The organism is Cohnella endophytica, assembly GCF_003628305.1.
Taxonomy (GTDB): Bacteria; Bacillota; Bacilli; order Paenibacillales; family Paenibacillaceae; genus Cohnella; species Cohnella endophytica.
In genome coordinates this window covers 430,444-443,935 of record NZ_RBZM01000004.1, presented here as the reverse complement: position 1 = coordinate 443,935, position 13,492 = coordinate 430,444, and the positions used below count along the sequence as shown (strand labels likewise).

The window sequence follows — 13,492 nt, the reverse complement described above, 5'->3', positions numbered from 1 at the left end:
CCCTCTCCAAGGAAAGCTGTTGTGCGCGAATACGGGTTATATTATTGCGGATCCGCCGGTTTCGCGGGCAGACCGCTAGTTTTCTTCTCGCGATAGGCTTTGCGTTTATCGTAGAGCTGGCGCATTCTAAGTAGCCCCATCATGGCGACGGCAACGGCCATGCATTGGATGATCGGAAGCTTATCCAACTGAAGCAGGAGCAGGATCAAGCAGCCGAGAGCAAGCACGACGTGCACGAGTATTTCCTTAAGTAGCGGGAGCTTCCCCGTCCGGAAGACGGTATTAAAAATATAAAGCGTACAGGCGACAATGAGCAGATAGGAAATGATTTGGTGATCGTGAAACCACTGCTGCATGCGGAACCCTCCCTTACGATGCGATAATGAGCGGCCCGGCTAGGCCGCCCATTGATCGTCATCCTTTGTAACGTTCGCGATTATACTCCGGCTTCGGCTACGCGGCGCTGTTTTTCGTATCTGTCGCGCTCGCTTTTGTTCAAAACCTTTTTGCGAAGACGAATGCTCTTAGGCGTAATTTCGCACAGCTCGTCGTCGTTCAAATATTCGAGCGCTTCTTCGAGCGACATGAGGCGAGGCGATTTCAGCTTTACCGTCTCTTCTTTGTTCGCTGTCCGAATATTGTTCAACGCTTTTTCTTTACAGATGTTAACGATGATGTCGGTATCGCGGGTATGCTCGCCGACGATCATGCCTTCGTATACGTCCATGCCCGGCTCGAGGAACAAAATTCCGCGATCTTCTACGGACATCATACCATACATCGTCGTTTTTCCTGTTTCGCTCGCGATCAGAACGCCTTGGTGACGTCCGCCGACTTGGCCGCCGATTAACGGGCCGTAGCTGTCGAACGCGTGGTTCATAACGCCGTATCCGCGAGTAAGCGTAAGGAAGTTCGTACGGTATCCGATCAATCCGCGTGCCGGAATCAAGAATTCCAAGCGAACTTGGCCCGTACCGTTATTGATCATGTTCACCATTTCCGCTTTACGCGTTCCAAGGCTTTCCATGACCGCGCCCATGCTTTCCTCGGGCACGTCGATCAGAAGACGCTCGATCGGCTCGCTCTTCACGCCGTCAACCATTTTGAGAATAACTTCGGGTTTGGAAACTTGAATCTCGAAGCCTTCGCGGCGCATGTTCTCGATCAGAATACCGAGATGCAGCTCGCCGCGTCCGCTGACTACGAAAGCATCGGGGCTGTCGGTTTCGTCTACGCGCAAGCTTACGTCCGTCTCGATTTCTTTGAAGAGGCGCTCGCGCAGCTTACGGGAAGTTACCCATTTGCCTTCGCGTCCGACGAACGGGCTATTGTTTACGAGGAACGTCATTTGCAATGTCGGTTCGTCAATGGCCAGTACCGGCAAAGCTTCCGGATTGGCGGGATCCGCGATCGTTTCCCCGATGTTGATTTCTTTCAGACCCGCGATCGCGACGATGTCGCCGGCAGCCGCTTCTTCGACTTCGACCCGTTTCAACCCTTGGAAGCCGAACAGCTTCTCGATGCGTGCCTGCTTGACTTGGCCCTCGCGGTTAATAACGGCAACGGATTGGCCCTGGCTGATGCGTCCGCGGTTTACGCGGCCGATCGCGATGCGTCCCATGTATTCGTTATAGTCCAGCAAGGTGACAAGGAATTGCAAAGGTTCGTCCGGATTTTCTTTCGGAGAAGGAACTTGATCGAGAATCATCTCGTACAATGGCTCCATCGTCGATTGCAGATCATCAGGCGTATTGCCCGCGATACCGTTCAATCCGGAAGCATATACGACCGGGAATTCCAATTGATCGTCGGAAGCTTCCAATTCGATGAACAGCTCGAGCACTTCGTCGATAACTTCCGTAGGACGCGCCGCCGGGCGGTCGATTTTGTTCAGAACGACGACGGGGGTCAATCCTTGTTGCAACGCTTTGCGCAATACGAATTTGGTTTGCGGCATACAGCCTTCGAAAGCGTCAACGACAAGCAGAACGCCGTCGACCATCTTCATGATCCGCTCGACTTCTCCGCCGAAATCGGCATGTCCGGGAGTATCGACGATGTTGATCAAGTGATCCTTGTATTGAACGGCGGTGTTCTTGGCAAGAATCGTTATCCCGCGCTCCCGCTCTAGATCGTTGGAATCCATCGCGCGGTCTTGCAATTGTTCGTTCTCGCGGAACGTACCCGATTGGCGAAGCAGTTGATCGACTAGCGTTGTTTTCCCATGGTCAACGTGGGCAATGATTGCGATGTTGCGAATTTTGTCTCTTGGAAACATATTTCCACTCCTCGTTTATCTCTGATCCCCTAAAACGGCGATAACCGCATATGATTAGGGTTCTCTAAATCCACAAAACAAAACGCCGACTCGAGGCCGACGTTAATGAATATCACCGGTACGACTGACTCAGCGACACAAAATGTGGCTGGTCCTCATCCCTTATATTATACGCTACGCAATACGAAAAGCAACAAATTTGTGAATTGCTCGCTATTTACCAACTACGCGGGCGTCGAAGCATTAGCCATGCGCCGAATCCGATCAACGCGGCGGCGAGCAAGTAAATGCCCCATGTCCATAATAAAGTAATTCCGAACAAAACGATCGATATTGCGGCAAGCCCCACCGCGGCCGTCCATACCTGCTTCGAACGGTCATTGCCGAACACGTAATATTCGTACAAGCCGACAGCGATCGCGAAAGGAAACAGTGGCCATAAATACTTCATCAAGCCCCATCCGAACCAGTTGCCGATGAGCAGCAGAACGGAGACTACGGTTAAGCTTCCCGCGGGAATAAGCGCGACGGAAGGCACCATGCGACCGAAATAAAGAACATGAAGCAATACGCCGGGAATAAGGATAAACAATGGCCAGAACACGGCGCCGATAAAAGCAAAAACACCTAATTTGCCCAATAAAATGATCAATCCAACAGCCGCGACCCCAATCCCGACTGTTGCGGATTGTCTGTTCACGATGGTTCCCCCAGTTCATTCCAATCTCTGAACGCCGCCGTCCCGATACGGAACGTGACATCTTTTTCTTTAGTTTACTGGAAGTCCGCTGAAAAAACTAGTTCATGGAAGCAAAATTTTGCTAAAGCCGAGTCGAAATCACGAACCTTTCATCCGGCTTCTGCTTCTAAACAACAGCGCAAGAACGAGAAGAGCCGCAACCGCAAAAAAAGGAATCAGCCGCTCGTAATCGGGGGTTAGCATCTCGCTGTACTTTTTAATGCCAGGGTCTCCAAGCAGCATCTCGGTAGCCGTATAACCCAACAGGCCTCCGCCAAGGTATAGCAAGCCCGGAAATCGGTCCAGCACTTTCATGATGAACGAACTTCCCCAAATAATGATCGGAATACTCATGACGATTCCGATAACGAGCATGATCGTATCCCCGTTCGCTACCGCCGCCACGGCCAGAACGTTATCGAGACTCATGACGAAATCGGCTACGACGATCGTCCAGATCGCCCCGGCCAACGTCGCCGCCGCTTTGGCATGCGACGTTTTCTCCTTGTTGTCCAAGAGCAGTTGCATAGCGATAACGAATAGCAATATCGCTCCCACCGTTTGTATATACGGAATGTGGAGCAACTGAATGGCGCCAAGAGTCAGCACGCAGCGCAACACGATGGCTGCGACGGCTCCCCACCAGACCGCCCTTCTTCGCTGGTCGGCCTGCAGTCTTCTCCCCGCCATCGCGATGACGATCGCGTTATCTCCGCTTAACAATAGATTGATCATGACGATTTCGAGAAAAACGAGCAATGTTTCCATTATTCCCATATGCGGACACCCCCTCATACCAGTTTTATGTACAAGCGCCGACGGATATGTAAAAGCAATTTTTTTGAATCGAATGTTAAATTCGGACGTATTATCGCTTAGCATCGGGTCAAACAGAAAGTAAGATCATAGGGGGATTCATTATGGAAATATTCGGATGGGATTTGTTGGGCTTGGATTTCTGGTCGATCTTGCTGACGATTGTTTTCATCGACCTGTTGCTTGCCGGGGACAATGCCATCGTCATCGGTCTGGCGGCAAGGAATTTACCGAAGGAAATGCAAAAAAGCGCCGTTCTCTGGGGAACGGCAGGGGCCGTCGTTATTCGGGTCGTGGCGACGATGCTCGTCGTCTCCTTGCTGAAAATTCCATTCTTGCTTGCGATCGGCGGCATCTTGCTTCTATGGATCGCTTACAAATTGCTCGTGCAGGGCGATGCGCATGACGAAGTCAAACCGGGTTCTACGTTATGGGCGGCGGTCAGGACGATCATTATCGCGGACGCGGCCATGGGGCTCGATAACGTCATCGCGGTCGCCGGCGCGGCTCACGGAGATTATTTTCTTGTCGTGCTCGGTCTGCTCATAAGCATCCCGATCGTCGTCTGGGGCAGCACGCTGTTCATTAAAGTCATCGGGAAATTTCCGGTCATCATCTATTTAGGCTCCGGCGTACTGGCCTATACGGCCGCTAAGATGATTACGCACGCCGAGGAATTCGACGGCTACTTTGACGGCAACCCGGTTCTCGCGTGGACTTTCATAGCGACCCTGGTCGTTCTCGTCATCGTTGCAGGCGTCTGGACGAACGCAATTCGCGCGCGCCGCATCCAAACGCAAAAGCAAACGACTTCGCCGAAACTCGCAACGAAAAAAAGCCGGGAAACGCATTAATGCGTTTCTCGGCTTTGCTTTTGACCTTCTACGGATCATCAGAACCACGCGTCTTCCTTTTGCGCTTCCGTCGTTTCTTGGCCGTCTTCCTTCAACACCAACACTTCCGTACCTGCTACGGCCTCATCGATTAGCCGCTCGAACTCTTCGCCCAAATGGGCTTCCACTTTTTCTACAAGCTTCAGGTTCGGGTTAATGGCCGGAGACTTCGGCACGAATAGCGTACAGCAATCCTCGAACGGCAGAATCGACGTCGAGAAGGTGTCTATTTGTTCCGCGATCGTAATAATATCTTGCTTGTCCATCATAACGAGCGGTCGCAGCAATGGAAGGGCGGCCGATCGCCCGATAACGTTCATGCTACCCAGCGTTTGACTCGCTACCTGCCCGAGGCTATCGCCCGTCACGATGGCAAGCGCCCCGTTCTCCTCCGCCAGACGCTCGGTAATCTTCAGCATGCTCCGGCGCATCAATGTAATAATCAAGCTGTCTTGACCGGCCTGGGCTAGCTTAGTTTGAATTTCGGTGAACGGCACGAGATGCAGCTTGATTTTACCGCCGTAATAAGCAAGCCGCTTTGCCAGCGTAATGACCTTCTCCTTCGCTTGCTCGCTCGTGAAAGGATAACTGTGGAAATGAACCGCCTCGACTTTGAGTCCTTTGCGCATGGACATCCAGCCGGCAACGGGACTGTCGATCCCTCCGGACAGGAGAAGCATCGCCTTGCCGTTCATGCCGAGCGGGAAGCCGCCTGCTCCTTTAATAACCTCGCAGTAGACATACGCGCTCAAATGCTGGATATCGACCTTTAACTCGACTTCCGGGTTTCTCACGTCCACTTTAAGTCCCGGCGAATTGCGCAGCACATGCGCGCCTACCAGGTGGTTCATCTCCAAAGAATCGTGGGGATATTGCTTCCAACCGCGCTTGACCGATACTTTGAAGGTTGCGGGAGCCGGAGCGATGCTTTGCATCAAGCCGAGCGCGCATTCGCGAATCGCCTCCAAGTCATGTTTGGTGCTGATGACCGGACTGAACGTCATGATGCCGAAGATGTCCTTTAACCGCTCGGACACTTTCTCGTAGCTCTCTCCGTTCAAATGAATATAGACTCTCGCGTATCCGCGCACGTATTCTAAGGCAGGCATTGCCTTTAGTGCCATTTGTATTTGCGTAAGCAGCATCGTCTCGAAGCGATTGCGGTTGCGGCCCTTGATCGTAATTTCGCCGAACCGAACCAATATAAGGTCGTATTTCATTTGTCGTTCCTTTCCAGCGGCTTAAGCTTCGCCACGACCGTTCTCAGGCGCTCTCCGAGAACGGCGACGTCTTCCTCCGTATGCTCGTCACCGAAGCTGATCCGGATGCTTCCGGACGCCCGGTCGGCATCGAAGCCCATGGCCAAAAGCACTTTGCTGGGACGCAGGCTTTTGGACGAGCAGGCGGATTGGCTCGAAACGAGGATACTGTGCTTTTCCAACATATGAATGATGACTTCCGGCCTCATCCCCGGATAGCTTATATTCAGGACGTGCGGCGCCGTAATCTCCCTTTCCCCTTCGCCATTCGCTCCGTTAACGACGAGCTCGGGAATTTCGCTTACGATGCTGAGCAATTGGCGTCTCAGCAAATACATCTTCTCGCGTCGCGAATCCATGCTCTCCGATGCGAGCCTTAAGGCTTGCGACATCGCGACGATACCCGGTACGTTATGCGTACCCGAACGAACGCCCGATTCCTGGGAGCCGCCGTTAAGAAGCGGAGTCAAATCTATGCCCTCCTTAACGAGAAGGAATCCCATCCCTTTGGGGCCGCCGAATTTGTGGGCGGAACCCGAATAAAGGTGCACTCCATCGTTCGCCCAGTCGAAGGGCACTCTTCCGATCGCCTGAATTCCGTCGACATGGAATTTGACGTGGGGAAAAGCCGCGATCGCTTGACCGATCTCGCGGATCGGCTGAATGGTACCCGTCTCGTTGTTCACGTGCATGACGCTGACGAGCACCGTATCCTTGTCTATAGCCGAGACGAGGTCCTTCGGATTAACCCTGCCTAGCCGATCTACCGGTAAAATCGTCAACCGTACTCCGGCAGCTTCGAGTTGCTTCGCGCATTCGGTTACGGATGCGTGCTCGACCGCCGAGACGATCATATGCTTCGCGGTTCGGGCCGCTTGATTAATGAGCCCTTTGATCGCCAGATTGTTGCTTTCCGTGCCGCCCGAAGTAAAGATGACCTCATTGGGCTTCGCCCCCATTCGTTCCGCTACGCTCGAGCGCGCTCTGTCGACTAGCTTCATGGCTTCCGCGCCTGACCTATGTAGGGCGGACGCATTGGCGTAATGCAGCTTCATGAGCTCGGTCATCGTCTCGACGACTGTCGGCCACATCGGGGTCGAGGCGCAATGGTCATAATAATAATTTTTCATTCCGGTTCCCCATTCTTCCCATTCTATAATCGTTCATAAGAAAAGACGGGTACCGGCCTGAGGCCTCCCGTCTTGATCCCGTTGCTCGTTGAGATTAGGCTGATGTCCGATTGCGGTTAGCCGCTCCACCTTGCGGATGCGTTCAGTACCTTGCGAACATAGTTTTGCGTCTCCGAAGGCAATTTATCCATCTGCTCGGCTAGCTGTTGATCGTTCGCGATTCCTAAGCGATCGACGCGACCGGGACCCGCATTATAAGCGGCTAACGCCGTAGACACGTTTCCGTCGTACTTGCGAAGCAAGTAGGACAGGAGTCTAGTTCCGCCGTCGATATTTTGCGCCGGATCGAAGGAATCCCTAACGCCTAGCCCTTGGGCGGTATCGTCCATCAATTGCATGAGTCCTTTGGCGCCGGCGGAAGAAACCGCATCCCGATTGAAGGATGACTCCGATTGTATGACGCCTTTGATCAGCGCGGGATTTACTCCGTATTTGGAGCCCGCGGCGGATATTAAATCATCGTATGCCGAGGACGAACCGCTATCGTCGCTTAAATCTCCTCTCCAGGAAACCGATGACGAATTCAAAGAAAATAACGGGTTTAACGCATTCGTATCCGAAATAAGCTGGCCGGTCGATAATTGCGAAGAAGAATCGAACGACAACTGACTTAACAGCATTTCGAAAAGTCCGGACGATTCGTCCGTCTTATTGGTCGAAGATCGGCTATTGAGCGGATTCAATTCCGTCGACCATTGCGTGAGAAGCATTTGCTTCAATAGGCGTGGATCCGTCGTTACGTTCACTTCGGTTAGCTCCCGTATGTCAAATTGTTGTTGTCTTTATTGTACAACAAAAACCGACAAAGCGGCTAGTCCCGACCTCAAACGCGCGAACTCGTCCATAAGTCCCATTTTCCGTCTAGGTCAATCTTTCGGTTGGAACGTCAGACAACAAGTAACGGATGAGGTAGGCGCTGTGTCCCGATGCGAATGAAACTCCTCGGCGAACTCTTCGTTCCAACGATGATTGGCATGCGAATCCACTTCAATGGCGATTTCTTTCGCTCCGCAACGATTGCCTTCCCCCCAGAACGAACAATTGCTGACGCTGCATGCGACTCCGTTCGGCATTCAAATCACCCCCCTGTCCTATTGTGTACCTCGCGCAAGGAGGTATACGGACAGAGGGGTGGGGGTTGCAGGCATAAATGGTTTTGTTATTTGGATTGGCTTTGCATGCGACGATGCGTTAAATAATCGCTTTCGTAGTAAGACAAGTCGTCGCGAAGTTCTTCGTATATGCGGGAAATGCTCAAGATGATGTCTCTTGCGGTACGTACCGGTTTGACGCGGAAACGGATCGCGTCTTGTCCCGTGTATGCGTAGCGCCCGTCTTCCGAGTAGCATTCGTTTTTCGGATAGAAAAAGGAATTAACGCCGTGATGGTATACGTCGTATAGCGCACGCTCAGCCAGATCGTTATCTAAGTTCGGGCGTCTAAGCACGGCGCCCAGCTTCTCGTAAGCCACCTCCGAGAACACGAGCAAATGCCGCAGATCGGACAATAGCCCGCTGTAAAAGCATTCGCTATCCGCATCGTCGGACTGAACGAGCTGTTCGAGGGAGTGATGGTTCAGAAATTGTTCGATTGGATCGATCGCCGCTTTTAGTTTATCTCGGCTAGATTCGGCTAACGCCTTAATATTGGTGGCTGGCATGGATTGTTCCCCTTTCCATTTTGCACAAAGAAATTCCTCGGGTAAGTTGGTGGGTGTAAAGCTAAATAGTCCCGCTTTTATGTCGCGAAACCTTCATTATCGTATCATAAAACTTGGTGGAACGGTACTGGCAAGGATAAAAAGGCCTCCGTATATTTTTCGCGCCTCCCTTTCATTCTAATAACATGTACTCCCTGCCGAAAGGGGATGTCAAAGGAGTGGTGCGTTTTGCGTCGGAATACGCTGTTAGGCATGTTGTTTACGCTCGCCGTTCTGCTGTTCGCGATTCCTCTCGTCCCCTCGGTCACGAAGCATTCCCGGCCTTCTCCCTCGCGGGTCGCGGAACCGCCGCCTCATCCGCAGACCGAAGCCAGGTTCAAGCACAAGCTCGTTCAGCAAGATATGCAAGCAACCGAGCTACTGTCCCGGGCTCAGGTGAACCGAGACGTTCGCAACTTTCTTCGAGGTAAAGCAAAGCCTGATTCGGACCGGACTTTGCGAACGCTCATGCGCACTCATCCCGAGATCCATTATGCGGAATGGGCCAATAACGGCAAGAAGCGGCAATTGACTGCATCGGCGGTCAAGCCCGGATTGTTGAAGGCCGCCGAATCGCACTTGGCATTAGCACGATCGAAGCCATCGAATAAAAAAGACGACAGCGGTTTTGCTGGCTACTCGTCTCCGATATTCGACTATGGCGGCAAAAGCTACTACGTGCTATCTCAGCATGAAGAGACTAACGGGGGCAAGCAATCCGTCGTCGCTCTGGTATCTTCCGACGTCATCCAGGCGGTAGAGCGCCATCAACGACGTAACCTTCGTCTCGTTCCTTATCCTCCCGAAGGAAGATACAGGATCGAATCCGTAACGCCGGGATCGAATAACGAGACAACCGTTCGAACCGGAGAAGATAACGGCAACGCCAGTCACTATGCGGTGGATGAGATCGTCGTCAAGTTCCGGCAGCCGTTGAAGGATCGTCAGTTGCTGCAGCTTCGCAAGCATCTCGAATTATCGGTCGTGAGGCATACCCGCCAAACGTATGTGTTCCGTTCCAAAAAGCTAAAGACGGAAGAGCTGAAAAAGTATTTCGCCGATAATTGGAACCCGGAATTCGTCGAGCCGCACTACCTCTATTTAACCAATGAATTACAGCGAAATGGCAGCTCGGGGATTCGTCCGGAAAAGAGCGGAGCGACAGCCGATACGGCATTCGATGCATCCGACGAGAAACCCATCATTCCCAACGATACGCTCTATTCCGAGTATCAATGGAATTTACCCGAAATCGCCACGGAAAACGGATGGAATTTATCGAAAGGAAGCAAGGATATTATCGTGGCCGTAGTGGATACGGGGGTCCAAGCGGATCATCCGGACTTGAAGGGCAGGCTCGTCGGCGGCACGAACATCGTCGACCCTTCCAAACCGCCCGATGACGATGTCGGGCACGGTACGCACGTCGCGGGCATTATCGCCGCGGAGGTGAACAATAACGAAGGCGTCGCCGGCATGACCTGGTACACGAAAATCATGCCGGTGAAGGTGCTTGACAGTACCGGAGCCGGATCTACCTATTCGGTTGCCGAGGGCATTATATGGGCGACGGATCACGGCGCGCATGTCATCAATATGAGCTTGGGCAACTATGCGCAAGCGGATTTCTTGCATGATGCACTGAAATACGCCTACGATCACGGCGTTATCCTTGTCGCGGCAAGCGGCAACGACAATACCGATCGCCCGGGTTATCCCGCCGCTTATCCCGAAGTCATTGCCGTCTCCGCCACCGATCCCGACGAGTCGCGGGCTGAATATTCCAACTTTGGAGACTATATCGATGTCGCCGCGCCCGGCACTTCCATCCCGAGCACGTATCCCGGAAGCCGGTATGCCTCCTTATCCGGAACTTCGATGGCATCGCCACACGTTGCCGCGTTAGCATCCTTGGTTCGATCGGCTAATCCTAATCTCACGAACGCCGAAGTCATGGACCTGCTGAACCGCACGGCCAAAGACTTGGGCAAAAAGGGCAAAGACGTCGATTACGGCAACGGACAGATCGACGTGCGCGCCGCCTTGCGGAGTGCGAGCAGCACGAATGTTTCCCTGCAGCTCTACCCTCAGCAAGTACGGCGTCAGCTTGAGGCATTGAAGGAGAAGGTTAGATAAAATCTACGATATGCTCGCAAAAAAGCCATCCCTCTCGGGATGGCTTTTTCATTTTCGTTAGTTATAACCGGAAAGCTTGCCGTAAGCCGGGTTCTGTACTTCACGTGGTAATAACGGGCAGCGCGTGGCAACCCTCCCACTTGTTGAAGCGACAATCATCTTTCTAGGCCGCACATTGCTATACGGCTCAAGCGACCAACCCGAACGCACCCCGGGCAAGGGCTGGCGTTGCCGCCCGCGTTCTCCTCGGTCTTGCTCCAAATGGGGTTTACCAGGAGCAAAGTCGCCAGTGCTCCTCGTGGTCTCTTACACCACGGTTCCATCCTTGCCTGATCTGCCTAAGCAGCCATCGGCGGTCCATTTCTGTGGCCCTGATCCTTCAGCTCGCGCTGACTGGACGTTATCCAGCATCCTGCCCTGCGGAGCCCGGACTTTCCTCTCGTGGCGCGAAGCCACCAGCGATTGTCTGTCAAGCTTTCCGGTTAGCAACGACTAGTATAACGCGAATCTCCTTCGCTGGCAAACGGAAATGCATGGCGATGAATCCAAATTCGTCGTAAAGTGATCACAAACTTGCAACTACCTCAGTTTAAAAGGTTCCGTATCGATCGTCGAGGCGAATACTTCCGTCTCGTACCCTTTGGACTTCAACTGCTCCGCCAACCACTTCGCGACGTTCGGCTTCATGATTTTCTCCGCATGATGGCCGGGGTCGATAATCGACAATCCCGCGGCCAGAGCGTCTTGCGCCGTATGGAAATCGATATCTCCGGTTACTAGAACGTCCGCGCCGGCGAATAAAGCATGGCGAACGTATTTAGCACCCGCTCCGCCCAATACCGCGACTTTCCGAATCGGTTTCGCGCCGTCGCCGACCATGCGCACGAACGGGACTCCGAAAGCCGTCTTCACGCGCTCAGCGAATTGATCCAGGCTCTCCGGCGCAGGCAACGTGCCGACCCTCCCCAGACCGAACGATCGTCCTTTCAAGTCCATCGCGTACAGATCGTAAGCAACCTCTTCGTACGGATGAGCCTTAAGCATTGCGGAGATCACTTTCTTCCGGACGCTTGAAGGGACGATCGTTTCCAAGCGGATTTCCTTCGTTTCGGTTAACTTGCCTTGCTTTCCGATGAACGGTTTGCTGCCTTCGCGCGGCAAAAACGTCCCCGTTCCTTCAATATTGAAGCTGCAGTCGCTGTAATTGCCGATCCATCCGGCGCCCGCGGCGAACACCGCCGACCGTACTTTCTCGTGATGGGTTTCCGGTACGAACACGACTAGCTTGAACAAGCGATCCGTATGGACTTCCTCCAGCACGTCCCGCCCTTTAAGCTCAAGCGCTTCCGCCATTAGGTCGTTAATGCCGCCTTCCGCCGTATCGAGATTCGTATGGGAAATATAAACCGCGATATCTTTGCGCAACAAGCTGGCGGCTAGCGCTCCGGCAGGCGTGTCCGTGCGCAAATGGGCTAGCGGCCTGTAAATGACCGCATGATGGGCGATGATGAGCTCGGCGCCTAATTGTGCGGCTTCCTCGACGACCGCCGGCGTTACGTCCAGCGACACGAGCACTTTATGGACTTCCTTCGCGACGGAACCGACCTGCAATCCGATTTTGTCGTCCGGGACGGCGTAATGCTTCGGAGCGAGACGCTCCATTAATTGGACGATGGTTTCGCCGCGGGCAAACATGACAGCACCTCCCGGATCTCGCGAACGTCTTCTTCCCATTCGCGGGCTTTCTCGGCGGCTTCTGGGGCCGTCGCATGGCTTAGCTGTAAAATGACTCTTTCCCGTTTCAATATTTCCTGTTCCCACTTGCGATGGAAGGCTTCCGAGGGATTTCTTAGCAGAAGCGGTCCCATTTCATGCATAAGCACGGACGAAATCCGTTCGAGAGCAGGCGCGAGCAGGTTCTGATCGTATAGACTTTCGTTCGAGGAACGCGCTTCCGATTGATCGTGAACGAGCACGGCGCGCATTAAGGTGTAGATGACGCCGTCTTCTTCCAGCAGCATCTCGCGATCCAGCACGTAATGATGGCTTACAAGCCATCGCCTAACGGCGTCTTCGGCGACGTGCGGCGATAGCACTAACGTTGTCACGCCATCTAAACGATTGCCCGCTTGATCGAGAATTCTCGCCATTAGACTCCCGCCCATACCCGCGATCGTAACCGTATCGACTTCGCCGGGAGATAATACGGCAAGCCCGTCCCCCATTCTTACGGAGACGATATCGGCCAAGCCCGCCTCCGCGACTTGCTTTTTGGCCGCATCCACCGGTCCTTCGTGGACATCTCCGGCTACCGCGTAACTAATCCGGTTTTGCTGAGCCAGATAAACCGGAAGCAGCGCGTGATCCGTCCCGATATCGGCGAAACGGGCTCCTTGCGGAACCCACTCGGCGAGCGCCGACAGTCGGCGGGACAGCTTCAGCCCTGCTCCGTTATCGTTCATTGTTTTCTCATCCTTCATCC

Annotated in this window: 13 protein-coding genes and 1 other RNA gene; 2 read left to right on the top strand and 12 right to left on the bottom strand. The window is 53.4% G+C overall.

Annotation, left to right across the window (positions count from 1 at the left end):
• Window positions 1-41 precede the first annotated feature (41 nt).
• From D7Z26_RS08535 to D7Z26_RS08520, 4 genes are all read right to left on the bottom strand, one after another.
• Window positions 42-356, bottom strand: coding sequence for a YlaH-like family protein (locus D7Z26_RS08535; protein WP_120975826.1), 315 nt, complete (start codon window positions 354-356; stop codon window positions 42-44).
• Between the two features lie 80 nt (window positions 357-436).
• Window positions 437-2,278: a translational GTPase TypA gene (gene typA / locus D7Z26_RS08530; protein ID WP_120975824.1), complete on the bottom strand. Its 1,842-nt coding sequence runs from the start codon at window positions 2,276-2,278 to the stop codon at window positions 437-439.
• 217 nt (window positions 2,279-2,495) lie between these two features.
• Window positions 2,496-2,978, bottom strand: a complete 483-nt coding sequence (locus D7Z26_RS08525) for a hypothetical protein (protein WP_120975822.1) — start codon at window positions 2,976-2,978, stop codon at window positions 2,496-2,498.
• Window positions 2,979-3,116: 138 nt separating this feature from the next.
• Window positions 3,117-3,794 carry a TerC family protein gene (locus tag D7Z26_RS08520; protein WP_120975820.1) on the bottom strand — a complete coding sequence of 226 codons (678 nt, stop codon included), beginning with the start codon at window positions 3,792-3,794 and terminating at the stop codon, window positions 3,117-3,119.
• Between the two features lie 143 nt (window positions 3,795-3,937).
• On the opposite strand from D7Z26_RS08520, the gene D7Z26_RS08515 reads away from it, so the two are divergent.
• Window positions 3,938-4,687, top strand: a complete 750-nt coding sequence (locus D7Z26_RS08515; protein ID WP_120975818.1) for a TerC family protein — start codon at window positions 3,938-3,940, stop codon at window positions 4,685-4,687.
• Between the two features lie 38 nt (window positions 4,688-4,725).
• Here the strand turns inward: D7Z26_RS08515 and thiI are convergent, their stop codons facing one another.
• The 5 genes from thiI to D7Z26_RS08490 form a co-directional block, all read right to left on the bottom strand.
• Window positions 4,726-5,946 (bottom strand): tRNA uracil 4-sulfurtransferase ThiI, encoded by a 1,221-nt coding sequence (gene thiI, locus D7Z26_RS08510; protein WP_120975816.1) that lies wholly within the window; start codon window positions 5,944-5,946, stop codon window positions 4,726-4,728.
• Window positions 5,943-7,115, bottom strand: a complete 1,173-nt coding sequence (locus tag D7Z26_RS08505; protein WP_120975814.1) for a cysteine desulfurase family protein — start codon at window positions 7,113-7,115, stop codon at window positions 5,943-5,945. The genes thiI and D7Z26_RS08505 overlap by 4 nt, the downstream gene beginning before the upstream one ends.
• Window positions 7,116-7,231: 116 nt before the next feature.
• Complete coding sequence (locus tag D7Z26_RS08500) at window positions 7,232-7,921, bottom strand: lytic transglycosylase domain-containing protein (RefSeq protein ID WP_233566729.1); 690 nt, start codon at window positions 7,919-7,921, stop codon at window positions 7,232-7,234.
• Between the two features lie 120 nt (window positions 7,922-8,041).
• Window positions 8,042-8,248 carry a DUF1540 domain-containing protein gene (locus D7Z26_RS08495; protein WP_120975812.1) on the bottom strand — a complete coding sequence of 69 codons (207 nt, stop codon included), beginning with the start codon at window positions 8,246-8,248 and terminating at the stop codon, window positions 8,042-8,044.
• A gap of 86 nt (window positions 8,249-8,334) precedes the next feature.
• On the bottom strand, window positions 8,335-8,835 hold the full coding sequence (locus tag D7Z26_RS08490) for a YpuI family protein (RefSeq protein WP_120975810.1): 501 nt from the start codon (window positions 8,833-8,835) through the stop codon (window positions 8,335-8,337).
• Window positions 8,836-9,063: 228 nt separating this feature from the next.
• On the opposite strand from D7Z26_RS08490, the gene D7Z26_RS08485 reads away from it, so the two are divergent.
• Window positions 9,064-11,010: a S8 family peptidase gene (locus D7Z26_RS08485; RefSeq protein WP_233566727.1), complete on the top strand. Its 1,947-nt coding sequence runs from the start codon at window positions 9,064-9,066 to the stop codon at window positions 11,008-11,010.
• Window positions 11,011-11,077: 67 nt separating this feature from the next.
• Here D7Z26_RS08485 and rnpB read toward each other — a convergent pair.
• The 3 genes from rnpB to D7Z26_RS08470 form a co-directional block, all read right to left on the bottom strand.
• Window positions 11,078-11,488, bottom strand: an RNA gene (gene rnpB / locus D7Z26_RS08480) — RNase P RNA component class A.
• A 101-nt stretch (window positions 11,489-11,589) separates the two neighbouring features.
• On the bottom strand, window positions 11,590-12,705 hold the full coding sequence (locus D7Z26_RS08475; protein WP_120975808.1) for a Nif3-like dinuclear metal center hexameric protein: 1,116 nt from the start codon (window positions 12,703-12,705) through the stop codon (window positions 11,590-11,592).
• The gene (locus tag D7Z26_RS08470; RefSeq protein ID WP_233566726.1) at window positions 12,672-13,472 is read right to left on the bottom strand and encodes a tRNA (adenine(22)-N(1))-methyltransferase; all 801 of its coding nucleotides are present in this window, start codon (window positions 13,470-13,472) and stop codon (window positions 12,672-12,674) included. The genes D7Z26_RS08475 and D7Z26_RS08470 overlap by 34 nt, the downstream gene beginning before the upstream one ends.
• Window positions 13,473-13,492: the final 20 nt, after the last annotated feature.

Bases quoted from the DNA above. Each gene is read 5' to 3' on its own strand.
- D7Z26_RS08505 (WP_120975814.1), bottom strand. From the start codon at position 7,115: ATGAAAAATTATTATTATGACCATTGCGCCTCGACCCCGATGTGGCCG.
- typA (WP_120975824.1), bottom strand. From the start codon at position 2,278: ATGTTTCCAAGAGACAAAATTCGCAACATCGCAATCATTGCCCACGTT.
- thiI (WP_120975816.1), bottom strand. From the start codon at position 5,946: ATGAAATACGACCTTATATTGGTTCGGTTCGGCGAAATTACGATCAAG.
- D7Z26_RS08495 (WP_120975812.1), bottom strand. From the start codon at position 8,248: ATGCCGAACGGAGTCGCATGCAGCGTCAGCAATTGTTCGTTCTGGGGG.
- D7Z26_RS08520 (WP_120975820.1), bottom strand. From the start codon at position 3,794: ATGGGAATAATGGAAACATTGCTCGTTTTTCTCGAAATCGTCATGATC.
- D7Z26_RS08475 (WP_120975808.1), bottom strand. From the start codon at position 12,705: ATGTTTGCCCGCGGCGAAACCATCGTCCAATTAATGGAGCGTCTCGCT.
- D7Z26_RS08535 (WP_120975826.1), bottom strand. From the start codon at position 356: ATGCAGCAGTGGTTTCACGATCACCAAATCATTTCCTATCTGCTCATT.
- D7Z26_RS08490 (WP_120975810.1), bottom strand. From the start codon at position 8,835: ATGCCAGCCACCAATATTAAGGCGTTAGCCGAATCTAGCCGAGATAAA.
- D7Z26_RS08515 (WP_120975818.1), top strand. From the start codon at position 3,938: ATGGAAATATTCGGATGGGATTTGTTGGGCTTGGATTTCTGGTCGATC.
- D7Z26_RS08470 (WP_233566726.1), bottom strand. From the start codon at position 13,472: ATGAACGATAACGGAGCAGGGCTGAAGCTGTCCCGCCGACTGTCGGCG.